The sequence below is a fragment of the Pandoraea pulmonicola genome, assembly GCF_000815105.2.
Lineage (GTDB): Bacteria > Pseudomonadota > Gammaproteobacteria > Burkholderiales > Burkholderiaceae > Pandoraea > Pandoraea pulmonicola.
Genome location: NZ_CP010310.2, coordinates 1,449,911 through 1,472,919, shown reverse-complemented (window position 1 = coordinate 1,472,919; position 23,009 = coordinate 1,449,911). Strand labels below are relative to the sequence as shown.

The window sequence follows — 23,009 nt, the reverse complement described above, 5'->3', positions numbered from 1 at the left end:
GCCAGCGGCTCGCCCTCGTCAGCCGTGACTGCGTTCGAATTCACGCAGATATTCGACCAGCGCCTGGACGCCGGCGAGCGGCATCGCGTTGTAAATCGAGGCGCGCATGCCTCCCACGGACTTGTGGCCCTTGAGCTGCAGCAGGCCGCGCTCGCGAGCGCCGGCCAGGAAAGCTTCGTTCAGTGCGTCGTCATGCAGGAAGAACGGCACGTTCATGCGTGAGCGGCAGTCGGCCGCCACCGACGTACGGTAGAAATCGCTGCCGTCGAGATAGCCATACAACAATTCCGCCTTCGCCTTGTTCTGCGCGTCCATCGCCGCCAGCCCACCCTGACGCTTGAGCCACTGGAACACCAGACCGGCAATGTAGATCGCATAAGTCGGCGGCGTGTTGTACATCGAATCGTTTTCCGCAACGATCTTCCAGTCGAACGCGCTCGGCGTGATCGGCAATGCGCGGCCCAGCAGATCGTCACGCACGATGACGACCGTCAGCCCCGACGGGCCGATGTTCTTCTGCGCCCCACCGTACATCACACCGAACTTCGACACGTCCATCGGACGCGACAGGATGTGCGACGAGACGTCGGCGACGAGCGGCGTGTCCGGTAGACCGGCGGCGGCCAGATCAGGCGTCCAGAAGTACTCGACGCCGTGAATGGTTTCGTTCGTGCAGATGTGCACGTAGGCGGGATCCTTCGACAACCGCCACTCGTCCATCCGCGGCAGACGCGTGAACTTCTCGTCCTCCGTGCTCGCCGCGATGTTGACCTCGCAATACTTGCGCGCTTCCTTCTGCGACTTGACCGACCACGAGCCCGTGACGACGTAATCGGCCGTGCGACGCTCCGCCGCACGCGCCCCTCCAAGCAAGTTCATCGGGATCAGGGCGTTCTCGGCGAGCGCGCCGCCCTGCATGAACAGAATGCGGTAGTTCTCGGGCACTGCCAGCAGTTCGCGCAGGTCGGCTTGCGCCTGCGCCAGAATGCTCATGAACTCGCGGCCGCGATGGCTCATCTCCATCACGCCCATACCGGCCCCTTGCCAGTCGAGCATTTCCTCGGCCGCCTGCGCGAGCACCTCGGTAGGCAACGCCGCCGGACCGGCGGCAAAATTGAAAGCGCGCGTCATAATCGTTTGCTGCAGTAAAAGTGAAACGCAAGCCGGCGGACAGAAACCCGGGCGGCTTGCGTTTCACGTCTCGACGATAATTCGGCGGCGCGGCGGCGATAAAGACCAACTATACCGCCAGTTGCGCTTCAGGTGCGAAGCCTGGCGGCATTTCCGGCGCAGGATGATCCGCTTCCCGGAAAATTCCGAGCGGAATCAGCCGATTGGTTTCGCCAATGCAAAAGGCCGTTTGCGATCGCTCGCAAACGGCCATTATCGGTCAATCCCGGCGGCGCCCGCCGAAATCGGACCGAATTTACTTCTTGGCCGGAGCCTTCGGTGCCGACTTGGCAGCCGCGGCGATTTCAGCGTCAGCCTGCTTGCTGGTCGCATCGATCGATTGCGGCATGTACTTCTGCATCAGGCCGCCGACCACTTCCTGGCCAACCTGATCCTGCACCTTGATGTACTTCTGGCCGACCGGGCTCTTGTAGAACGCCGTCAGACCCCTGATTTCTTCGGTCGTGTAGTACTTGCCGTAGGCGGTGTATTGCGCCTGCACCGCGTCGTTCTTGAACGAGTCGGTCGTGAAGACCTTGCCCGCACCGTCAACCAGCTTCTGCACGGCGTTCTGTTGCAGCGTCGGCACGATGGCCTGCTTCTGCGCGTCGCTCAACGTCTTGTTCTCGACCAGCTGGCGCTCGAGCACTTGCGGAGCCAGTTGCTTGGCTTGCGCCTGTGCGCCTTCGCCGATGGCGGTCACGAGCTTGCTGGAGTCGATAGCCTCGAGCAGATCCTTGATGGCCGCCTTCTTTTCGGCATCCAGCGGAGCGCTCTGCTGGGCCATTGCCATTGCCGGTGCTGCCAGCAGCAGCCACATCCACTTCTTGACGTTGTGTTGCATAGTAATAGTCACTCCAAAGTTCGCCAGCTCTCGCCGGCGATAAATAGATGCATCCTCGCCTGGTCACTTCACTGCATCGAGCCAGATTCTACTGACTTTTCGGGACAATGCACCCGAAGCTTACATCGAGTTACGCCTGAATTACTCCGTGACATCCGCTTCCGGTGTCTCGTCGTCACCCAGCACGTCGCCGCCGTTCTCCGTGGCTTCCGCCACTTCGGCATCAGACTCGACGATGCGTTGCAGACCTGAAAGCGTCGTACCCTCGTCCAGGCTGATCAACGTCACCCCTTGCGTGGCCCGGCCCATTTCGCGAATCTCGGAGACTCGCGTACGGATCAGCACCCCGCCGGTCGTGATCAGCATGATCTCGTCATCCGGCTCGACCAGCGTCGCCGCGACCACCCGGCCGTTGCGCTCGCTCGTCTGGATCGCAATCATACCCTTAGTGCCACGGCCGTGGCGCGTATATTCGGTGATCGACGTACGCTTGCCGTAGCCGTTCTCCGTGGCCGTGAGCACCGACTGTTGCTCGTTTTCCGCCACGAGCAGCGCGATGACCGTCTGGCCGTCCTCGAGCTGCATGCCGCGAACGCCGCGCGCCTCGCGCCCCATCGGACGTACGTCGTTCTCGTCGAAGCGCACGGCCTTGCCGGCATCCGAGAACAGCATGACGTCGTGAGCTCCGTCGGTGATGGCCGCGCCGATCAGCACGTCGCCTTCGTCGAGATTCACGGCGATGATGCCCTTCTTGAGCGGACGGCTGAAGGCTGCCAGCGGCGTCTTCTTGACCGTGCCCAGGCTCGTTGCCATGAACACGAAGCGATCTTCCGTGTACTCCTTGACCGGCAGCACCACGTTGATCTTCTCGCCTTCCTGCAACGGGAACATATTGACGATCGGACGCCCGCGGGAGTTCCGCGAACCCTGCGGTACTTCGTAGACCTTGATCCAGTACACGCGGCCACGGTTCGAGAAGCACAGGATCGTGTCGTGCGTGTTGGCGATGAACAACGTGTCGATCCAGTCGTCGTCCTTCGTTGCCGCGGCCTGCTTGCCGCGACCGCCACGCTTCTGCGCGCGGTATTCCGACAGCGGCATCGACTTGATGTAGCCCGAGTGCGACAGCGTCACGACCATGTCCTGCGGCGTGATCAGGTCTTCGGTATCGAGTTCGGTGGCGTTGTGTTCGATGGTCGAGCGGCGGACATCGCCAAACTCGGTGCGCACGGCGGTCAGTTCCTCGCCGATGATCGCGGTGACGCGCTCCGGACGCGCCAGGATGTCGAGCAGATCGGCGATCTGCGCCATGACTTCCTTGTACTCGGAGACGATCTTGTCCTGCTCCAGGCCGGTCAGGCGTTGCAGACGCATCTGCAGGATTTCCTGCGCCTGCGTCTCGGACAGACGGTATAGACCGTCAGCCTGCATGCCGACCGCGGCGTCGAGCCCTTCCGGACGATAGGCATCGCGACCGCCCTGCGTCTCGCTCTCGGCACGCGCGAGCATGTCGCGCACCACCGACGAGTCCCACGACTTCTCCATCAACGCGGCCTTCGCGATCGGTGGCGTCGGGGCGGCCTTGATGATTGCGATGAAATCGTCGATGTTAGCGAGTGCTACCGCCAGACCTTCGAGCACATGGCCACGCTCGCGGGCGCGACGCAATTCATATATCGTGCGGCGAGTAATCACTTCGCGGCGATGCGCGAGGAAGTGCACCAGCATCTCGCGCAGGTTCAGCAGCTTGGGCTGGCCATCGACCAGCGCCACCATGTTCATGCCGAACGTGTCCTGCAATTGGGTGTGCTTGTACAGATTGTTGAGCACCACCTCCGGCACTTCGCCGCGCTTGAGCTCGATCACCACGCGCATGCCGCTCTTGTCGGACTCGTCGCGAATGTCGGAAATGCCCTCCAAGCGCTTCTCGTTGACCAGCTCCGCAATCCGTTCGAGCAGTGAGCGCTTGTTAACTTGATACGGCAGCTCGTCGACGATGATCGCCACGCGCTGGCCGCGATCGATATCCTCGAAGTGAGTCTTCGCTCGCATCACCACACGGCCACGGCCGGTGCGATAGCCTTCGCGCACGCCCGAGATGCCGTAGATGATGCCGGCCGTCGGGAAGTCCGGTGCCGGGATGATTTCGATGAGCTCGTCGACGGTGGCTTCGGGATGCTTGAGCAGATGCAGGCAGCCCTCGACGACTTCATTGAGGTTATGCGGCGGAATGTTGGTCGCCATGCCGACCGCGATCCCCGACGAACCGTTGAGCAGCAGGTTCGGGATACGAGCGGGCAGGATCAGCGGCTCCTTCTCGCTGCCGTCGTAGTTCGGACCGAAGTCGACGGTTTCCTTGTCGATGTCCGCGAGCAGCTCGTGGCCGATCTTGGCCATGCGCACTTCCGTATATCGCATGGCGGCGGCGTTGTCGCCGTCGACCGAACCGAAGTTGCCCTGCCCGTCGACGAGCATGTAGCGCAGCGAGAACGGCTGGGCCATGCGCACGATGGTGTCGTATACAGAGGCGTCGCCGTGCGGGTGGTATTTACCGATGACGTCACCGACGATACGCGCCGATTTCTTGTACGCCCGGTTCCAGTCGTTGTTCAGCTCGTGCATGGCGAACAGCGCACGGCGGTGAACTGGCTTCAGGCCATCGCGCACGTCCGGCAAGGCGCGGCCGACGATCACGCTCATGGCGTAATCGAGATACGACCGCCGCATTTCTTCTTCGAGCGAAATCGGGAGAGTTTCTTTGGCGAACTGATCCATTATCCGTGTCTATCAAACCCTAATCGCGATAGGCGGCTGCCGGCGATATGATCGTGTGATTCTAACATGCCCGTCATAGGCATCCGAAACGAGCGTGATGCGTTGCACAAGACATGCAGAGGAGGCCAAAACGTCACGCAACGATAGGGAATGAAACGGTTGGCGAGGGGCCTCAAAAGGTGTTGCGCTCAAACCACAACTGCGCCACGAGGGGCGGCAAACCTGGGTTTTTTCTCGCGGGCGGCTGGAGCGCTATGGCAAAATGCCGTGGCATAAGTTAGACATTATTCGAAGTGCATGGGCCATGCTTTCGCGCACTCGGCGATGTTATACTTCGAGCGATGTAAGACTTTGGTTCCGTCGTCTAGGCTCGCAGTAAACCTGCGGTAATCTCATTTCGAGAGGAGAAATATGAATAAATTCGCTAAGCTCGCGATCGTTGCAGCTACCGCAGTGATGGCTGCTTCGGCTATGGCTCAAAATTATGTCCAGACCGCTCCGGGCCCGATCGCGGCCTCGAAACAAGCTGTCAACGACAACTGGGTTAACGGCAGCGGCGAGTGGGTGTGGAAGAACGGCACGGACGAACTCTGCTGGCGCGATGCCTACTGGACCCCGGCCACGGCCAATGCCAAGTGCGACGGTTCGATCATCGCCCAGGCTCCGGCTCCGGCACCGACCCCGGTCGCCCCGGTGGCTCCGGTTTCGCAGAAGGTGACGTACCAGGCTGACGCCCTGTTCGATTTCGACAAGGCCATCCTGAAGCCGGAAGGCAAGGCGAAGCTGAACGACCTGGCTGGCAAGATACAGGGGCTGAACCTCGAAGTCGTGGTCGCCACGGGTTACACCGACCGCATCGGTTCGGACAAGTACAACGACCGTCTGTCGCTGCGTCGCGCTCAAGCCGTGAAGGCCTACTTGGTCAGCAAGGGCATCGAAGCCAACCGCGTGTACACCGAAGGCAAGGGCAAGCGTAACCCGGTTACGAAGGATTGCAACCAGAAGAATCGTAAACAGCTGATCACGTGCCTGGCACCGGATCGTCGCGTGGAAGTCGAAGTCGTCGGCACGAACAAGTAATACGGTTCGCCGACTACAAAAAAACCCCGCCTCGGCGGGGTTTTTTTCGTCCGTTGCAGCGACGCCCCGATCACCCCCGACCGCCTTCCGGCATCGGTGGCGCGATGGCCTTTTCCCATCGCCCCTACCAGCCCCGTCGGCAAGTCAAGCCTCGCGCCCCAACTGTGGGTATTGCCGCTTCACCATGAACGACAGCAGCGCCTTGACCGGACGATCGCGCCACCACGAGCCGGTCTCGAGCGGCTTGAACATCATGCGTGCGGCCGCCTCGACCGGCATGTACTGCTTCATGACGTCGCCCGACATCGCGAGGAAGGCCTCCCAGGTCATCGTCTCGAACGGCGGGGGCGAGCGCCAGAACCGGTTCAGCGGCTCGAACGCGAAAGCAAGATCCTCGTCGCGCACCAACTCGCTGCGAACGATCATCGTGCGCAGGCGGCTGATCACCCCGTGCCGCTCCACCGCGTTGTAGCGATCGAAGGTCTTGCGGAAATAACGATAGTGACCGACCTCCTCGCTGCTCAACTTGCGCATCATCTGCTTGAGTTCCTCGACCGGCATGTACGATTCAAGGCAGCGGTAGATCATGGCCGTCTGCGTCTCCGTGACGCACCGCGACAAGGCTTCGAGCGCCAGCGACGGCCGCATGTACTCCACGTCGCATCGCGGTTTGTAACGCTCGAGAAACGCGTCATAGGCGTCCTTCCACTCGAACTCGGGCCACACGCGTGCGATATAGTCCTTGGCGAGACGGCCGTGCTCGACTTCCTCGGGCAGCCAGGTATCGCGCAGCCACGTTCGCATCTCGTCGTCGTCGCCATACATCTGGTTGAGCGTGGCGACGAACTCAGGGACGCTGGTCTCGATAAACGACACCGTGGCAAGGGTATAGAAGATAAACGCATTGCTTCGGACAGACGGCTCTGCTGCCATGACACACTCTCCTATCGACATAGGGGGTTGAACATGAATCGCCCAAGCACGTACATGCGACGCTGGCGGACTGCGCTGCCGGCAAACACGTTGTGCACTGCATCCGCCGTTCGGTGGCACCGATTCGCCACATGAAACGTCACACGAAGGTCACAAAGGCATAGTATAGGAATTGGCTCAATATCGCAGCGCGGCAAATTATCGGTGAGAAATAGGCGGCCTTCGGGTGCCGATGACCGACGTTTGCCCCTGTTGCGCCCACTTGAAACCTCAAACGTCATGACGCAACGCTATTGGTTGATGAAGTCGGAACCCGAGGAAGCGAGCATCGACGATCTCGCCGCCGCCAAAAACAAGACCCTGCCGTGGACGGGCGTGCGCAATTACCAGGCGCGCAACTTCATGCGCGACGACATGCGCATCGGCGATGGGGTGCTCTTCTATCATTCCAGTTGCGCCGTGCCCGGCATTGCCGGCCTCGCGACGGTCACCTCCCCGCCCTATCCCGATCCCACGCAGTTCGACCCGAAAAGTCCGTACTTCGACCCCAAGTCGAAGCCCGAGGCGCCGCGTTGGCTGCTCGTCGACGTCAAGCTCGATCGCAAGACACGCCTCGTGCCGCTCACCGAAATGCGTCAGACGCCAGAACTCGAAGGCATGCTGGTGCTCGCTCGCGGCAACCGGCTTTCGATCACACCGGTCTCACCCGAACACTGGAAATTCATTGGCAAGCACTTACTCTAGGACTCGAGGTACTCAGGGAACCAAAATTGCCGCGATAGCGTCTGTATAACGTTATCGGCACTCACATAGTACGTACCCACTAGCACCTTTCATGCTGCCGGGACGCCTGCATGTGTGAGTCGGTAACCGGTCAAACGTTCGCCGCCAAGACGCGAACTCACACTCGAAAAAGGACACAACTATGCGCAAATCTCTCGCTGCTGCTCTTTTGATTGCCACGGCTGCCAATGCGGCTTACGCCCAGTCGGGTGATGATTCGAATCGCAATCCCGCCGGTGTGCTCGGTCTCGAGGCCCACGCGACGAAGGAAGTCGAGCAGGACACCGTGCACATCACGATGTCTGCGCAGGAGCAAGGTCCGGACGCCGCGACCGTCTCGCGCAACCTCACGCAGAAGGCCAACAGCGCGATGTCCATCGCCAAGAGCCAGAACGCGGTGCAGGTGCAGACGGGCAACGTCTCGCTGTATCCAACGACCAACCGCGACGGCAAGATCACGGCGTGGCGCGGGCGCACCGAGTTGCAACTGACGTCGAAGGACTTCGGTGCGGCGTCGCGCCTGGCCAGCCAGATATCCAATCAGATGCAAATGGACGGCGTGTCGTTCTCGCTCTCGCGCGAAGCACAGGAGAAGACGCAGGCCGAGCTGACCAACCAGGCGATCCAGGCGTTCCGCGATCAGGCGCAGAGCAACACGAAGGCGTTCGGCTACAACAGCTACACCATCCGTCAGGTGCAGGTCGGCACGAACGCGCCGATCATGCCGCGTCCGTATGCCATGAAGGCGATGGCGATGAGCGCAAGCGCCGACGCCGCGCCCCCGATGCAGCTCGAAGGCGGCAAGACGCAAGTCACCGTGACCGTCTCCGGCACCGTGCAGATGAAGTAAACCGGTGCCGACGGCCATCTGCCGTCCTCACCATGAAAAAACGCCGCCCCATCGAGGGCGGCGTTGCTTTGTCCGGCAAACACGGCAAGACGCGTCACATCGTCGCACCACGCGTTGCGGCAACGTGTCGCGAGCTGGCGAGCCGCGTCACTTGAAGCGTTCGCGCAGCACGTTCTTCTGCACCTTGCCCATCGTGTTGCGCGGCAGTTCGGGCACGAAGTGCACACGCTTGGGCACCTTGAAGTTCGCGATGCGCTGCTTGAGCGCGTCGATGACGCTCCGCTCGTCGGGCATCGACGCGCCGGTGCGCGGCACGACCACGGCAACCACGGCTTCGCCGAAGTCCGGATGAGGCACACCGATGACTGCCGACTCGGCCACCCCGTCCATCTCGTCGATGAAGCTCTCGATCTCCTTCGGATAAACGTTGTAGCCGCCCGAGATGATGAGATCCTTCGAGCGACCGACGATGTGCACGTAACCGTCGTCGTCGAACTTGCCGACGTCGCCCGTCCTGAAGAAACCGTCGGCCGTGAACTCCTCCGCCGTCTTCTCCGGCATGCGCCAGTACCCGGCAAACACGTTCGGCCCCTTCACCTGGATGTGACCGATCTCGCCTTGCGCGCAGGGGCGTCCTTCGTCATCCACAACCCGCACCGACACTTCCGGCAGCGGCACGCCGACGGTGCCCGCGCGGCGCACGCTCGCCGCATCGCCGTGATACGGGTTGGAGACGAGCATCACTGTCTCCGACATGCCGTAGCGTTCGAGAATCGTATGTCCGGTGCGTTCGCGGAACGCGTCGAACGTCTCGCGCAGCAGCGGCGCCGAACCCGAGATGAACAGACGAACGTTGTGGCAAATCTCGCGGTTCAGTCCCGCTTCGGCGAGCAGCCGCACGTAATACGTCGGCACTCCCATGAACACCGTGGCGCGCGGCAGTTGATGCAACACCTCGCGTGCGTCGAACTTCGCGAGCCAGATCATCTTGCTGCCCGAGTAGAGCGCCGCATGGCTCGCGACGAACAACCCGTGCACGTGGAAGATCGGCAGCGCGTGCAGCAGCACGTCGCCCTCGCCCCGCTCGCCCCAGCCCCAGAACGCATGCAGCACGCGCGCGTTGCTCGCCAGGTTGCCGTGCGAAAGCATGGCCCCCTTGCTGCGCCCCGTCGTACCCGACGTGTAGAGAATGGCCGCAAGGTCGTCCGGCGCGCGCGGCACGGTCTCGAACGCGTCGCCGAACCACGCGGCCCGTTCGAGCAGCGAGCCGGTGCGGTCCTCGCCCAGCGTGAAGACGTGCTTCGCGCCGCTCGTGAACGCGATCTTCGAAACCCAGCCGAAATTGGCCGGACTGCACACCACGACATCGGGCGCCGCGTTCTCGACGAAGTATGCGATCTCCGCGTCGCGATACGCCGTGTTGAGCGGCAGATAGACATAGCCGGCGCGCAGCGTCGCGAGATACAGCAGCAACGCTTCGGGCGACTTCTCGACCTGCACGGCCACGCGGGCGCCGGGCGCGAGATCGAGGCTCGCCAGCAGGTTTGCCATGCGCGCGCTCGCGCGTTCGATGTCGTCCCAGCTGTAGTAAAGGCCCTCGGGCGTTTCGATGGCGCACGCCGACTTGTCGGCGGGGAAACGTTCGGCAAACAATCGATAGAGGTTGGCGTCTTGCGTCATAAACAGAACCGGATTCGAAGCGGTAAATGCGTCAACAGGAAAGTGATTTCAATCGGGAACGCGCCGGCGCGGCTCTCGCAGTCATCGCGATCGCCGCGCACACGTCGTACGTGCACGCTAGCGTCCCACAAAATTCGGTGACCGCTTCTCGAGGAAGGCGGCCACGCCTTCACGATGATCTTGCGAGTCCCAGTACGAGAACGCCTGCTGCCACTCGGCTTCCGAGAGCGGCGGCACAGGTGGCGAGAGACGCGCGATCAGCCATTTGTTCAATTGCGCGGCAAGCGGCGCCCCGGCCGCCAGACGCCGGGCACAAGCATACCCCGCCTCCTCCACGGCCTCGTCGGCGACCACACGCGTGAGCAGTCCTTTCTCGCGCGCCTCGGTCGCCCCGAACACGCGACCTTCGAGCAGAATCTCGAGCGCAACGGCCCGGCCGACGAGCGCCAGCACGCCGCGCAGCTCGCCCGGCGCCATCGGAAACCCGAGCTTGTTGATGGGCACGCCGAAGCGCGCGCTCTCGCCGGCAACGCGCAGGTCGCAATGTGCCGCGATCTCGAGCCCGCCACCCACACAAACGCCCTCGATCAGCGCCACGCTCGGGAGACGGCACCGGGCGAGCGCATCGAGCGTCGGACCGATGATTTCGCCGTGGTAGCGGCGCAGCGCGTCGTAGCTGCCGCGCTCGACCGGAAACTCCTCGATGTCCGCCCCGGCCGCGAAGTTGCCCTGTGCACCGCGGATCACGACGGTGCGCACGCGCGTGTCGGCGTCGAGCGCCTGCACGTGCTCGCGCAGCGAGCGCCACATCGCCACCGAGATGGCGTTGAGTCGCGCCGGATTCGAGAGCGTCAGCGTGACCCATCCTTCGTCAAGCGCGCTGTCGTCGCGCAGCACTTCACTCACGGGTGCCTCCCCTGTTTCCATTGTCGATTGTCGATCGTCGCCGGCGTCAGAGCAGGCGTGCCACGGCGCGCCCGAGTGCCGGCTGGCCGTCGATGAGGTGCTGCAGATTGGCGTCGAGTTCCTCCGGCTCGTACAGATAATTCACCATCATGCCGCACGACTGCCTGGCGCCCTTCTTCGACAGATCGGCATGCCAGTTGATGCGCTCCACGCGCGCGCCGTTGCCGAGATGGAAACGGGCGACCGGATCGCGCGGCTGCCCGCGCACGAATTCGCGCGCCAGATAGTGCGCCGCCAGCGCCTCGCCCAGCGTGCGCTGCAACGCCTGCGTGCTCTTGCGTTCGGGCGACGCCTGCAACCACGCCACCATCTGCGCTCCCGACGCCTCATCGGCCAGCGACGCCTCCTGCGCGAGCAGCTTTCGACGCTTCGGCCCGAGCACGTCGACGAGCGCCTGTGCGGAGAGCTGACGCAACCAGTCGTTGAAGCCCGGAATCGGCGAAAGCGTGGCGAAGTTGCGCAGTTTCGGGAAGTCGACCTGCAGCTCGTCGATCACGCGCTTGAGCAGGAAGTTGCCGAAGCTCACGCCGCGCAGTCCCGGCTGCGTGTTGGAAATCGAGTAGAAAATAGCCCAGCGCACGCGGTGTAGATCTTCCAGCGGCGCCTTTTCATCGAGCAGCAGATGGACTTGCGCCGCCATCTCGGGCACGAACGCCACCTCCACGAAGATCAACGGCTCGCGCGACATGCGCGGATGGAAGAACGCGTAGCAACGCCGGTCGGAGTCGAGCCGGTTGCGCAGATCCGTCCACGACGAGATCTCGTGCACCGCCTCGTAGCGCATGAGCTTTTCGAGCAGCGACGCGGGGGAATCCCACGTGATCGGGTGCAACTCCAGCAGACCGACGTCGAACCACGTGGAGAACAGGCTGCCGAGATCCTCTTCGAGGGCCGCAAGGCCGGGCAGCGCGGCGCGATGGCGCAGCATGTCGGCGCGCCAGCGCACGAGGAACGGCAGGCCGTCCGGCAACGCGTTGAAGCGCTTGAGAAAGCGCACGCGCGCACTGCTCAGCGCGCCGGCCAATCCGCCGGCGGTCCGCTTGGCGGCCTCGCCGTCCTTGACGCCGTCGCTCCCCGGGTTGCCGTCGCTCGCGCAGATGTCGGCGACCACGCCGAGCAACGCCAGTTGCTCGCCCGGCGACGCGCCCGCATAGCGCGCCATGAACTCGCGCGCCGCCTCGTTCGCGGCGGTGTCGGTCAGCCGGGCCGACAGGCATTGCGACAACTGGCGGCGCAACGCATTCTCCGCGCGTGCGGACAGTTTCGCCGGCTCGATCTTGCCATCGCTTCTGCCATCGCCCTTGCCGTCCTTCGGCGCGCCGCCCTGCCCGCCGGATTTGCCGTTCCCGCGTCCGAACCACTGTCCGAGTCGCTCGCCGAGCGACGGCTTGGGCGACGGGACCGGTGCACTCACCTCCGTCGCGGATTCGGGCGAAGTGCGGCCCGCGGACGCGGCAGACATCGATGGTGTACTTCCCGAGGCCCCGGGAACAGACGTTGCAAACATGCTCGGCTCATCCTTCATGACTTCCTCTCAATACGCTCGCGCCCTGCAGCACGGATATGCATGAATATGCACGGTAAAACAGTACGACAGCTCATCGCACCAGTGGTGCCCGTCATGGCCTGCATGCCCGCCGCTGCGCCATCACCCCATCAGACGGTCCGGCAGCCACAGCGACAGACCGGGCATCAGGCAAATCAGGACGACGGCCACGATCATCAGCGCCACGAACGGCATCACCCCCCACACGATGTCGCGCAGCGCGATATCGGGCGCGGTGTTCTTGATCACGAATATGTTCAGCCCCACGGGCGGATGAATCAATCCCAGTTCCATGACGATCGTCATCACCACGCCGAACCACACCAGGTCGAAACCCGCGGCCCGCAACGGCGGCAGGATGATCGGCGCAGTCATGAGGATGATGCTCACCGGTGGCAGGAAGAAGCCGAGCACCACGACCATCAGCAGAATCGCCGCGAGCAGCACCCAGCGCGACAGATGCAGCCCCACGATCCATTGCGCGGCCGACTGGCTGATGTGCAGATAGCTCATGACGTAGGAGTACAGCAGCGACATGCCGATGATGAACATGAGCATGGTCGATTCGCGCAGCGTGCCGGTGAGAATCGGTGCGAGCTGACGCGGACGCCACATGCGGTAGATCACGGCGATGAGTGCGAGCGCCAGCAGCCCGCCGAGCCCGGCCGTCTCCGACGGCGTGGCATATCCTCCGTAGAGCGCCGCCATCACGCCGATGAGCAGCGTGACGAACGGCAGCACGCGCGGCAGCAGCGCCAGCTTCTCGCGCATCGTGGCCGGTGGCTCGCTCGGGAACGGCGACGGCGTGCCGTCGCGCGCGAGGGCGAGTTGGGCTAGCCCATACTCCTTGCGATAACGCCACGCCGCGTAGCACGAGAACAGCCCAACGAGCAGCAACGCCGGCACGATGCCCGCGAGGAAGAGGCGACCGAGCGACTGCTCGGCGGCCACCGCGTACAGAATCATCGTGATCGACGGTGGCAGCAGAATGCCCAGCGTGCCGCCGGCGGCGATGATGCCGGCGGCGAAGCCGGGCGAATACCCGCGCTGGCGCATCTCCGGAATGCCGGCGCTGCCGATGGCCGAGCACGTCGCCGGGCTGGACCCCGCCATCGCGGCGAACAGCCCGCAGGCGAACACGTTGGCGATGCCCAGGCCGCCGGGAATGCGCCGCATCCACGCGTGCAGCGCGAGATAGAGATCCTGCCCCGCGCGCGACTTGCCGATCGCCGCACCCTTGAGAATGAACAGCGGGATCGAGAGCAGCGTGATGCTCGCCATCTCCTCGTAGACGTTTTGCGTCACCGTATCGAGCGACGACGCCGGCATGAAACCGAACATGAACACGACCGCGACCGCGCCGAGCGCGAACGCAATGGGCATGCCCGAGAACATGGCGACGAGCGTTGCGCCGCCGTACAGCAAACCGATGCCAAGCTCGCTCATGCATGCCCCCCAGTACGACCCGATGCCACGGATGCGCCGGCATCCGCCTGGCCACCCGAGCTTTCCCTCCGTCCCATCTCGCACGCGCCGATCGCCACCTGCAGCAGCAACTGCACCGTGAGCAACGTCATGCCGAACGCCATCAGCCCGTAGGGAATCGCCAGCGGCGGCCCCCACGTCGAGCTGCTGGTCTGTCCGTCGACGTAGGCTTCCCAGAAGAGCGTCCAGGACTTCCACGCGAAGAAGGCGCAGAAGGCCAGCGTGGCGATGTCCACGAGCCAGCGCCGCACTCGATTCACGCGCGCCGAAAGAAGCGTGGTGATGGCTTCGATGCCGATGTGTCCGCGCAGATGCTGCACATGGGCGGCCGACACGAACGTCGCACCGACCAGCATGAACACCGCCGCTTCGTCCTGCCAGTCGGTGGCGAGCTTGAGCACGTGGCGTGCGAACACGCTGTAGCTCAGCACCAACGCCGCCCCGGCGAGCGCGAGCATGCACACCACCATGAGCAGACGGCTCACGCCTTGCAGCAGGGCGTCGAGCCGCCGCAGGACGCGCGAGCGCGCCACGACCGGCCCGGTACTCGCGGCGGCCCCGCTCATGCAGGCACCTTCTCGGCCAGCGCGAGCAGCTTCGCGCAGGTGTCCGACTTGCTCACGTAGTCCTTCCAGGCGGTGCGCCGTGCGATCTCGCGCCACTTCATCACCGTGGCCTCGTCGAGGTCGTAGACCTTCGCGCCGGCTTTCGTGTACACGCTCGCGATCTGGGCGTCGTCGGCCTTGGCGGCCTCGGTGCCGAACGCTTCGAGCTCCGCCCCGACCTGCAGGATCGCCTGCTGCTGGTCCTTCGGCAGCTTGTCGAAGACCTGCTTCGACATCAGCAGCGGCTCGAGCATGAACCAGTACGACTTGTTGCGGCCTGTGGTCAGGTGCTTCGAAACCTCTTCGAGGCGGAACGACATCAGGCTGGTCGACGAAGTCATCGCCGCATCCATCGCGCCGGTCTGCATGGCCGCATACAGCTCGTTGGACGGCAGCGAAATCACGGCGGCTCCCGCCTCCTTGAGCATCATGTCCATCTCGCGGCTGCCGCCGCGGACCTTGAGTCCCTTGGCGTCTTCCGGCGCCACGAGCGGCGCCGTGCGGCTGGCCACCCCGCCCGCCTGCCAGACCCAGCTCACGATCACGATGTTCTTCTCGGCGAGCACGCCAGTGAGCACCTTGCCGATTTCGCCGTTGCGCCAGGCATTGCCCTGCGCATACGAAGTGACCAGGCCCGGCATCAGGCCGATGTTCAGTTCGCGCACTTCGCCGCCGGCGTACGGCAACGGATAAAGCGACAGATCGAGCGCACCGCGACGCAGCGCCGAGAACTGCGCATTGGTCTTCATGAGCGAGCTGCCCGGATAGACCTGGAACTTGAGCGCGCCGTTGGTGCGCTTCTCGACTTCCTGCGCGAACTTGCGGCACAGCCGGTCGCGGAAATCGCCTTCCGTGAGCGTGCCGCCGGGGAACTGATGAGAAATCTTGAGCGGGCCGGACTGCGCGAACGCGCCGCCCCACGGGCTGGCCAGACCGCCGGTCACGAGGGCCGAGGCGGCCCCGAGCATGAGTTGCCGCCGCAGCGGGGAAGGTGTTGTCTCCATGGCGTCTCCTGTCGCTTCTGTCAGTGATGAACCAGCGAAACCGGTGTCTGACATCGCCCGCGGCAGGATCCATCCGGCCGATTGGATCGATCGGACAGACGCCGCCCGGGTGCACCACCGGCCTGCCGGCACTGCATGTACGGATGACTGCTTGTTTTTGGCATTTCGAGTGCGCGAGCTGCCGCTCTCGGAATCAAATCGTATAGTTATTCCAACATCGTGTATACAAATCGCCGTCGAAAAAATACACTTCTGGCGTTTACCCCGATCTTCAGCGCGGCCTTCGCACGTTACTTTGACGACGATGAGTCCTTCAGCCCTCCGGTCCCGCCGCGTTGCGGGATCGAACCACGACCGAGCGAGAGCGTCATGACCGTAAAACCGAAGCGATCGGAGGCGTTGCGACAGGCCATCGAGGAGAAGATTGCCGTTGGCGAATATCCGCCAGGCATGCGACTCGACGAGGTCGAACTGGCGAACGCGTTCGGCGTATCGCGCACACCCTTGCGCGAGGCATTGATCCAGTTGGCGTCTTCAGGTGTGATCGAAATCCGTCCGCGTCGGGGTGCCGTGGTCGCGCAGATCGATCCGCAACGTCTGTGTGAGATGTTCGAAGTGATGGCCGAGCTCGAATCGATGTGCGGCCGGCTGGCCGCGCGCCGCATCACGGAAGCCGAGCTGGAAGCGCTGCGCAGCACACATGAAGCGAGCCGGGCGGCGGCCGAAGCACGCGACATCGATACCTATTACGAAGTCAACGCGCGCTTCCATGCGCTGATCTATCAGGCGAGCCACAACACCTATCTGCAAGAGACGGCGCAGCAGTTGCACCGGCGGCTGCGCGTCTACCGGCGCCTGCAGTTACGCGTGCGCGACCGGCCGCAGCACTCCTTTTCCGAGCATGACGGCGTGTTCCGCGCCATCGAAGCGGGCGACGCCGACGCAGCCGCCGAGCGCCTGCGCGCGCACGTCACCGTGCAGGGCGAGCGCTTCGCCGACTTGATGGCCTCGTTGCACGCGCTGGAGCGCAAGGCGAGTTGAGCCGCGACCGGGCGGCCTTGGCATCCTCCGCCTCCCGACCGATGCGCTCGAAATGACTGCGGGCCGCCGGAGAAACCTCCGGCGGCCCGCCTTGTTTTCGTCGATGGCGCTTGGCGCGACCGGCGCGGCAATGCGCGCCGGCCAATGCCTCAAGCGGCTCGAGCGAATCAAGCCGCCGATGTCGCCGGCTTGCGGTAAGACCACACGAGCATGATCACGCCCGCCACGATCATCGGCAACGAGAGCCACTGGCCCATCGACAGACCGAACGAGAGCAGACCGAGGAACGCATCGGGCTCGCGCGTGAATTCCGCGAGGAAGCGGAACAGGCCGTAGCCGACCAGGAACATGCCCGACACGGCGCCGACCGGGCGCGCGCGCCGCGAGAAGAACCACAGCAGCAGGAACAGCGCCACACCCTCGAGCGCCACTTCGAACAACTGCGACGGATAACGCGGCAGGCCGTGGAACTGTGCAAAGACCATCTGCATGGCGCTGTCGGCCATTGCCTGCGGGTGCGTCGCGGCCCACTGCGCGTCTTCGGCGGCGGCCTGCGGAAACAGCATCGCCCAGCGCGAGTCGGGCGTCGTCACGCGGCCCCACAACTCGCCGTTGATGAAGTTGCCCAGCCGACCGGCGGCGAGCCCCAATGGGATCATCGGCGCGATGAGATCGGTGCCTTCGAGCAGCGAGTGGCCGCGACGCCGCGTGAACAGCCACATGGCGACGAGCACGCCGAGGAAGCCGCCGTGGAACGACATGCCGCCTTCCCACACCTTGAAGATGTCCAGCGGGTTCGCCAGATAGAACGACAGCTTGTAGAAGATCACGTAGCCCAGACGTCCGCCGAGCACGACGCCGAGCACGCCGTAGAACAGCATGTCGTCGAGATCCTGCGCCTTCCAGCCTTGCGCCGCGATGGCCGGCTGGCGCACGCGCAGCCGGCCCACGAGCAGAAACAGAATGAATCCGATCAGGTACATCAGGCCGTACCAGCGGATGGCGAGCGGGCCGAGATGAATCGCGACCGGGTCGAATTGAGGATGAATCAGCATGGATCAGAAGAATCGATTCGTGAACAAAAGTTCCGTGACGGCGCCCGTCGCGCGAGGCATCGAGCCGAAAGCTTGCCGTGGCCGTATGACACTTCCCCAGCGCCGCGCTCGCAGCGAGCCCGGGGGCGCGTCGGGATGGGCAGCACGATACCACGACCCTGAGCGCCGGCGACATCGACATCCTGTGGCTCGTTCAGGGTAATTTCACGCTGATTTCACGCCAATCACGGGCTTGCCCCGGCCGTCAGCCTGCCAACATCGCGCCCGGCGGCGTGTGGGCCACGCCACGCGCCGTCTCGAGAAAGCCCTCCAGAACGGGCGTCACTTCTGCGGTGCGCCAGAGCAGGCCCGTCTCGATGAGCGCGCTCGTCTCACGCAGCGACCGATACGTCACGCCGGTGCGACGCAGATGGCAAAGCGATTGCGGCACGAGCGCCACGCCCATGCCCGCCGACACCAGACTCACGATGGTCTGCATCTGGATCGCCTCCTGCCCGATGCGCGGCGTGAGGCCGAGCGCCGCATAACATCCCATGATGATGTCGTGAAACGCCGGTGCCACACGGCGCGGGAAGATGACGAGCGGTTCGTCGGCGTAATCCGCGAGACTCACCGTGCCGCGCGGCAAACCGTCGGCGCCGGTGGCCGCCGCGCCCGCGTCTGCGTCTCCGTCTCCTTTGTCGGACGGCAGCGCCAGCATCAGTGGCTCGCGCACGATCGGCAGATACGACAGCTCGTTGGCGTAGCGCGCCGGCACGGGGGGAATGAAGAGTCCCGCGTCGATGCGTCCGTCCATGAGCGCCTCGACCTGCACGTCGCTCGTTGCCTCGAGCAGTTGTAAACGCACACGCGGATAGCGCTCGCCGAACTCGCGCAGCAGCGGTGGCAGAACGCCGTAGTCCGCCGTCGAGACGAATCCCAGCGAAAGCGTGCCGACTTCGCCGTGCGCCAATCCTTGCGCGAGCGCGGGCAGTGCGTCCGCGTCGGCCAGCACGCGTCGCACCTCGGGCAGCAGTTGCCGCCCCACGGCCGTGAGCTCGACCGAGCGATTCGTGCGCACGAAAAGCGGAGCGCCGAGCGATGTTTCAAGCGCCCGGATCTGCTGCGAGAGCGGCGGCTGCGTCATCGACAGACGCTGCGCCGCACGCCCGAAATGGCGCTCCTCGGCGACCGCGACGAAATATCGGAGTTGGCGTAGATCCATGATATGTTTTTCGACTCAATTCGAGTCAAATAATATATTTGACAAGCATTCAAGGAAAGACGAATCTTGACGTCCGGCCAGCACGGCCCCTAACCCCACGCCCCACAAAAACAGCGTTTCAGAGACGACCATGCCTCAATACCGTTCCCGCACTTCCACCCACGGCCGCAACATGGCCGGCGCCCGCGCGCTGTGGCGCGCCACCGGCATGAAAGACGACGACTTCGGCAAGCCGATCATCGCCGTGGTGAACTCCTTCACGCAGTTCGTGCCGGGTCACGTGCACCTGCGCGATCTCGGCGCCATCGTGGCCAAGGAGATCGAGGCGGCCGGCGGCGTGGCCAAGGAATTCAACACCATCGCCGTGGACGACGGCATCGCCATGGGTCACGGCGGCATGCTCTACTCGCTGCCGTCGCGCGAGCTGATCGCCGACTCGGTCGAGTACATGGTCAACGCGCACTGCGCCGACGCGATGGTCTGCATCTCCAACTGCGACAAGATCACCCCGGGCATGCTGATGGCCGCGATGCGCCTGAACATTCCGGTCGTGTTCGTCTCGGGTGGCCCGATGGAAGCGGGCAAGGTGAAGTCGGGCGACGGCCAGGTGATCGCCAAGATCGACCTGATCGACGCCATGATCAAAGCGGCCGACCCGAAGGTGAGCGACGCCGAAGTGGCCGAAGTCGAGCGCAGCGCGTGTCCGACGTGCGGCTCGTGCTCGGGCATGTTTACCGCCAACTCGATGAACTGCCTGACCGAGGCCATCGGTCTCGCGCTGCCGGGCAACGGCACGATCGTGGCTACGCACGCCTGGCGTCGCGGCCTGTTCGAGCAGGCCGGCCGCCTCGTGGTCGATCTGTGCCGCCGCTACTATCAAGAAGACGACGCCTCGGTGCTGCCGCGCAACATCGCCACCAAAGCCGCGTTCGAAAACGCCATGGCGCTCGACGTCGCGATGGGCGGCTCGACCAACACCGTGCTGCACTTGCTTGCCGCGGCGCAGGAAGCCGGCGTCGACTTCACGATGGCCGACATCGACCGCATCTCGCGCAAGGTGCCCTGCCTGTGCAAGGCGGCGCCCGCCACCGACAAGTACCACATCGAAGACGTGCACCGCGCCGGCGGCATCATCGGCATTCTGGGCGAGCTCTCGCGCGCCGGTCTGCTCGACACCTCGTGCGGCAACGTGCACAGCGGCACGCTCGGCAACGCCATCGCGCAGTGGGACGTCGCCGGCGGTGCCGGCGACAAGGCGCAGACCTTCTACAGCGCGGCCCCTGGCGGCGTGCCCACGACCATCGCGTTCAGCCAGTCGTCGACCTATTCGTCGCTCGATCTCAATCGCGAGAAGGGCTGCATCCGCAGCAAGGAAAACGCCTACACGAAGGACGGCGGTCTGGCCGTGCTGTACGGCAACCTCGCCGAGAAGGGCTGCATCGTGAAGACGGCCGGCGTGGACGAATCGCAGTGGGTCTTCACGGGCCGCGCACGCGTGTTCGAGAGCCAGGACGACGCGGTCGAGGGCATCCTCGGCGACAAGGTGCAGTCGGGCGACGTGGTCGTGATCCGCTACGAAGGCCCGAAGGGCGGCCCGGGCATGCAGGAAATGCTCTACCCGACGTCGTACCTGAAGTCGAAGGGCCTGGGCAAGACGTGCGCCCTGTTCACCGATGGCCGTTTCTCGGGCGGTTCGTCGGGCCTGGTGATCGGTCACGCGTCGCCGGAAGCGGCCGAAGGCGGCACGATCGGTCTGGTGGAAGACGGCGACGTGATCGAGATCGACATCACCCAGCGCAAGATGCACCTGGCCGTGTCGGATGAGGAACTTGCGCGTCGTCGCGCCGCCATGCAGGCGCGTGGCGACGAGGCGTGGCAGCCGGTGGGGCGCGAGCGCGTGGTGTCGCAGGCCCTGCAGGCCTACGCGGCGCTCGCGACCTCGGCCGACCGCGGTGCCGTGCGCGACCTCTCGCAATTGAAGCTCGCCAAGCGCGGCTGACGCCATGACGGTCGTCACGACCGCATTGGCTTGAACGGGCGCGGCGGCACGCGACATGCGAGCCGCCGCGCCCGCGCAGTCCTGAAGCCGCGGGGCAGTGGTCAAGCGGTGAGGCGACAAGCATGAGCGGCACGCTGGGACCCCGACGTGCTGCTGGCATCCCAGCGTGATACAACAACGCCTATGCGCGACGTTGCGACAGCCCGTGGCGTGGCGCATCCCCACAGGAGAGAGACGTCATGGCATTCAACCGTCGTTCGCGCAATGTCACGCAAGGCGTGGCGCGTTCGCCCAACCGCTCGATGTACTACGCGCTGGGCTACCAGGAAGAAGACTTCGATAATCCGATGATCGGCGTGGCCAACGGCCATTCGACGATCACCCCGTGCAACGCGGGGCTGCAGCGTCTTGCCGACGCCGCGGTCGACGCCATCAAGACCCACCAGGCCAATCCCCAGATCTTCGGCACCCCCACCATCTCCGACGGCATGTCGATGGGCACGGAAGGCATGAAGTATTCGCTCGTCTCGCGCGAAGTCATCGCCGACTGCATCGAGACGGCCGTGCAAGGGCAATGGATGGACGGCGTGGTCGTCATCGGCGGTTGCGACAAGAACATGCCCGGCGGCATGATCGCGCTCGCGCGCATGAACGTGCCGGGCATCTACGTCTATGGCGGCACCATCAAGCCGGGCAATTGGAAAGGCAAGGATCTGACGATCGTCTCGTCGTTCGAGGCCGTGGGCGAATTCACCGCCGGGCGCATGACCGAAGCCGACTTCAAGGGCATCGAAAAGAATGCGTGTCCGTCGACCGGATCGTGCGGCGGCATGTACACGGCCAACACGATGAGTTCGTCGTTCGAGGCACTGGGCATGTCGTTGCTCTACTCGTCGACGATGGCCAACCCCGATCAGGAGAAAGTCGATTCGGCGGCCGAATCGGCGCGCGTGTTGATCGAGGCGGTGAAGCAGGACCTCAAGCCGCGCGACATCATCACGCGCAAGTCCATCGAGAACGCCGTGGCGCTGATCATGGCCACGGGCGGCTCGACCAACGCCGTGCTGCACTATCTCGCGATCGCGCATGCGGCCGAGGTGGCGTGGAGCATCGAGGACTTCGAGCGCATTCGCGCCCGCGTGCCGGTCATCTGCGATCTGAAGCCGTCGGGCAAGTACGTCGCAACGGATCTGCACAAGGCCGGCGGCATTCCGCAAGTCCTCAAGATTCTGCTCGACGCAGGCCTGCTGCACGGCGACTGCATGACGATCACCGGCCGCACGCTCGCCGAGGAACTCAGGGACGTACCCTCCATGCCGAGCCCGGACCAACAGGTAATCTTCCCGATCGATCGCGCGCTGTACAAGGAAGGCCATCTCGCCATTCTCAAGGGCAACCTGGCGGAAGACGGCGCGGTGGCCAAGATCACGGGCCTGAAGCATCCGGTCATCACTGGTCCGGCGCGCGTGTTCGACGACGAGCAGAGCGCGATGGAGGCGATTCTCGACGACAGGATCAAGGCAGGCGACATCCTCGTGCTGCGCTACCTCGGCCCGAAGGGCGGCCCGGGCATGCCGGAAATGCTCGCGCCGACGTCGGCCATCATCGGCAAGGGCCTCGGCGAATCGGTCGGCTTCATCACCGACGGCCGCTTCTCCGGCGGCACGTGGGGCATGGTGGTGGGCCACGTGGCGCCCGAGGCGTTCGTGGGCGGCACCATCGCGCTCGTGCAGGAAGGCGACTCGATCACCATCGACGCGCACAAGCTGCTGTTGCAACTCAACGTGCCCGACGATGAACTCGCACGGCGTCGCGCCGCGTGGAAGGCGCCGGCCCCTCGCTATATCCGTGGCGTGCTGGCGAAATACGCGGCGTTGGCCCAGCCCGCCAACAAGGGTGCCGTGACCGGCTGACCCGGCCGCGCGGCATCGCGCACCGCACCTGACGACACGTCTGGTCCGTACGGCAGACGTGTCGTTTTTTCGTGGG

Annotated in this window: 18 protein-coding genes; 6 read left to right on the top strand and 12 right to left on the bottom strand. The window is 64.3% G+C overall.

The features are described from left to right. Nucleotides 1-18: 18 nt before the first annotated feature. From serC to gyrA, 3 genes are all read right to left on the bottom strand, one after another. Entirely contained in the window at nucleotides 19-1,131 is a 1,113-nt protein-coding gene (serC, locus tag RO07_RS06655; protein ID WP_039409184.1) for a 3-phosphoserine/phosphohydroxythreonine transaminase, read from the bottom strand. Nucleotides 1,132-1,426: 295 nt separating this feature from the next. After that, nucleotides 1,427-2,014, bottom strand: a complete 588-nt coding sequence (locus RO07_RS06650; protein WP_039409182.1) for a DUF2059 domain-containing protein — start codon at nucleotides 2,012-2,014, stop codon at nucleotides 1,427-1,429. Nucleotides 2,015-2,155: 141 nt separating this feature from the next. After that, on the bottom strand, nucleotides 2,156-4,789 hold the full coding sequence (gene gyrA, locus RO07_RS06645; protein ID WP_039409180.1) for a DNA gyrase subunit A: 2,634 nt from the start codon (nucleotides 4,787-4,789) through the stop codon (nucleotides 2,156-2,158). A gap of 411 nt (nucleotides 4,790-5,200) precedes the next feature. Between gyrA and ompA the strand changes: the two genes are divergently transcribed. Further along, nucleotides 5,201-5,869 carry an outer membrane protein OmpA gene (ompA, locus tag RO07_RS06640; protein ID WP_039409179.1) on the top strand — a complete coding sequence of 223 codons (669 nt, stop codon included), beginning with the start codon at nucleotides 5,201-5,203 and terminating at the stop codon, nucleotides 5,867-5,869. A gap of 144 nt (nucleotides 5,870-6,013) precedes the next feature. On the opposite strand, the gene RO07_RS06635 is transcribed toward ompA, so the two are convergent. After that, nucleotides 6,014-6,802, bottom strand: coding sequence for a hypothetical protein (locus RO07_RS06635; RefSeq protein WP_039409178.1), 789 nt, complete (start codon nucleotides 6,800-6,802; stop codon nucleotides 6,014-6,016). 279 nt (nucleotides 6,803-7,081) lie between these two features. Between RO07_RS06635 and RO07_RS06630 the strand changes: the two genes are divergently transcribed. Continuing rightward, a complete protein-coding gene (locus RO07_RS06630; RefSeq protein ID WP_039409177.1) occupies nucleotides 7,082-7,546 on the top strand; it encodes an EVE domain-containing protein in 465 nt (154 codons plus the stop codon). 181 nt (nucleotides 7,547-7,727) lie between these two features. Beyond that, nucleotides 7,728-8,435 carry an SIMPL domain-containing protein gene (locus RO07_RS06625; RefSeq protein WP_039409176.1) on the top strand — a complete coding sequence of 236 codons (708 nt, stop codon included), beginning with the start codon at nucleotides 7,728-7,730 and terminating at the stop codon, nucleotides 8,433-8,435. A 147-nt stretch (nucleotides 8,436-8,582) separates the two neighbouring features. Here RO07_RS06625 and RO07_RS06620 read toward each other — a convergent pair whose 3' ends face one another. The 6 genes from RO07_RS06620 to dctP all read right to left on the bottom strand — a co-directional run bounded on the left by RO07_RS06620 (nucleotide 8,583) and on the right by dctP (nucleotide 15,721). Then, nucleotides 8,583-10,115 (bottom strand): malonate--CoA ligase, encoded by a 1,533-nt coding sequence (locus RO07_RS06620; RefSeq protein ID WP_039409175.1) that lies wholly within the window; start codon nucleotides 10,113-10,115, stop codon nucleotides 8,583-8,585. A 117-nt stretch (nucleotides 10,116-10,232) separates the two neighbouring features. After that, a complete protein-coding gene (locus tag RO07_RS06615; protein WP_084072479.1) occupies nucleotides 10,233-11,042 on the bottom strand; it encodes an enoyl-CoA hydratase/isomerase family protein in 810 nt (269 codons plus the stop codon). A gap of 25 nt (nucleotides 11,043-11,067) precedes the next feature. Then, nucleotides 11,068-12,543, bottom strand: a complete 1,476-nt coding sequence (locus RO07_RS06610) for a malonyl-CoA decarboxylase domain-containing protein (protein ID WP_039409172.1) — start codon at nucleotides 12,541-12,543, stop codon at nucleotides 11,068-11,070. 186 nt (nucleotides 12,544-12,729) lie between these two features. After that, nucleotides 12,730-14,073: a TRAP transporter large permease gene (locus RO07_RS06605; protein ID WP_039409169.1), complete on the bottom strand. Its 1,344-nt coding sequence runs from the start codon at nucleotides 14,071-14,073 to the stop codon at nucleotides 12,730-12,732. Then, nucleotides 14,070-14,678 (bottom strand): TRAP transporter small permease, encoded by a 609-nt coding sequence (locus tag RO07_RS06600; RefSeq protein WP_039409166.1) that lies wholly within the window; start codon nucleotides 14,676-14,678, stop codon nucleotides 14,070-14,072. Before RO07_RS06600 ends, RO07_RS06605 begins: the two co-directional genes overlap by 4 nt. After that, nucleotides 14,675-15,721, bottom strand: a complete 1,047-nt coding sequence (gene dctP, locus RO07_RS06595) for a TRAP transporter substrate-binding protein DctP (RefSeq protein WP_039409163.1) — start codon at nucleotides 15,719-15,721, stop codon at nucleotides 14,675-14,677. The genes RO07_RS06600 and dctP overlap by 4 nt, the downstream gene beginning before the upstream one ends. Before the next feature lie 369 nt (nucleotides 15,722-16,090). On the opposite strand from dctP, the gene RO07_RS06590 reads away from it, so the two are divergent. Next, on the top strand, nucleotides 16,091-16,762 hold the full coding sequence (locus tag RO07_RS06590) for a GntR family transcriptional regulator (RefSeq protein WP_039409159.1): 672 nt from the start codon (nucleotides 16,091-16,093) through the stop codon (nucleotides 16,760-16,762). Between the two features lie 167 nt (nucleotides 16,763-16,929). On the opposite strand, the gene lgt is transcribed toward RO07_RS06590, so the two are convergent. Beyond that, nucleotides 16,930-17,817 carry a prolipoprotein diacylglyceryl transferase gene (gene lgt / locus RO07_RS06585; RefSeq protein WP_039409156.1) on the bottom strand — a complete coding sequence of 296 codons (888 nt, stop codon included), beginning with the start codon at nucleotides 17,815-17,817 and terminating at the stop codon, nucleotides 16,930-16,932. A gap of 244 nt (nucleotides 17,818-18,061) precedes the next feature. Next, nucleotides 18,062-19,021 (bottom strand): LysR family transcriptional regulator, encoded by a 960-nt coding sequence (locus RO07_RS06580; protein ID WP_039409153.1) that lies wholly within the window; start codon nucleotides 19,019-19,021, stop codon nucleotides 18,062-18,064. A 130-nt stretch (nucleotides 19,022-19,151) separates the two neighbouring features. Between RO07_RS06580 and ilvD (RO07_RS06575) the strand changes: the two genes are divergently transcribed. Further along, on the top strand, nucleotides 19,152-21,020 hold the full coding sequence (gene ilvD / locus RO07_RS06575) for a dihydroxy-acid dehydratase (RefSeq protein ID WP_039409149.1): 1,869 nt from the start codon (nucleotides 19,152-19,154) through the stop codon (nucleotides 21,018-21,020). A gap of 239 nt (nucleotides 21,021-21,259) precedes the next feature. Then, complete coding sequence (ilvD, locus tag RO07_RS06570; protein WP_039409146.1) at nucleotides 21,260-22,933, top strand: dihydroxy-acid dehydratase; 1,674 nt, start codon at nucleotides 21,260-21,262, stop codon at nucleotides 22,931-22,933. Nucleotides 22,934-23,009 lie beyond the last annotated feature (76 nt).

Coding starts and splice junctions, on each gene's coding strand:
- serC (WP_039409184.1), bottom strand. CDS start 1,131: ATGACGCGCGCTTTCAATTTTGCCGCCGGTCCGGCGGCGTTGCCTACC.
- RO07_RS06650 (WP_039409182.1), bottom strand. CDS start 2,014: ATGCAACACAACGTCAAGAAGTGGATGTGGCTGCTGCTGGCAGCACCG.
- gyrA (WP_039409180.1), bottom strand. CDS start 4,789: ATGGATCAGTTCGCCAAAGAAACTCTCCCGATTTCGCTCGAAGAAGAA.
- ompA (WP_039409179.1), top strand. CDS start 5,201: ATGAATAAATTCGCTAAGCTCGCGATCGTTGCAGCTACCGCAGTGATG.
- RO07_RS06635 (WP_039409178.1), bottom strand. CDS start 6,802: ATGGCAGCAGAGCCGTCTGTCCGAAGCAATGCGTTTATCTTCTATACC.
- RO07_RS06630 (WP_039409177.1), top strand. CDS start 7,082: ATGACGCAACGCTATTGGTTGATGAAGTCGGAACCCGAGGAAGCGAGC.
- RO07_RS06625 (WP_039409176.1), top strand. CDS start 7,728: ATGCGCAAATCTCTCGCTGCTGCTCTTTTGATTGCCACGGCTGCCAAT.
- RO07_RS06620 (WP_039409175.1), bottom strand. CDS start 10,115: ATGACGCAAGACGCCAACCTCTATCGATTGTTTGCCGAACGTTTCCCC.
- RO07_RS06615 (WP_084072479.1), bottom strand. CDS start 11,042: ATGGAAACAGGGGAGGCACCCGTGAGTGAAGTGCTGCGCGACGACAGC.
- RO07_RS06610 (WP_039409172.1), bottom strand. CDS start 12,543: ATGTCTGCCGCGTCCGCGGGCCGCACTTCGCCCGAATCCGCGACGGAG.
- RO07_RS06605 (WP_039409169.1), bottom strand. CDS start 14,073: ATGAGCGAGCTTGGCATCGGTTTGCTGTACGGCGGCGCAACGCTCGTC.
- RO07_RS06600 (WP_039409166.1), bottom strand. CDS start 14,678: ATGAGCGGGGCCGCCGCGAGTACCGGGCCGGTCGTGGCGCGCTCGCGC.
- dctP (WP_039409163.1), bottom strand. CDS start 15,721: ATGGAGACAACACCTTCCCCGCTGCGGCGGCAACTCATGCTCGGGGCC.
- RO07_RS06590 (WP_039409159.1), top strand. CDS start 16,091: ATGACCGTAAAACCGAAGCGATCGGAGGCGTTGCGACAGGCCATCGAG.
- lgt (WP_039409156.1), bottom strand. CDS start 17,817: ATGCTGATTCATCCTCAATTCGACCCGGTCGCGATTCATCTCGGCCCG.
- RO07_RS06580 (WP_039409153.1), bottom strand. CDS start 19,021: ATGGATCTACGCCAACTCCGATATTTCGTCGCGGTCGCCGAGGAGCGC.
- ilvD (WP_039409149.1), top strand. CDS start 19,152: ATGCCTCAATACCGTTCCCGCACTTCCACCCACGGCCGCAACATGGCC.
- ilvD (WP_039409146.1), top strand. CDS start 21,260: ATGGCATTCAACCGTCGTTCGCGCAATGTCACGCAAGGCGTGGCGCGT.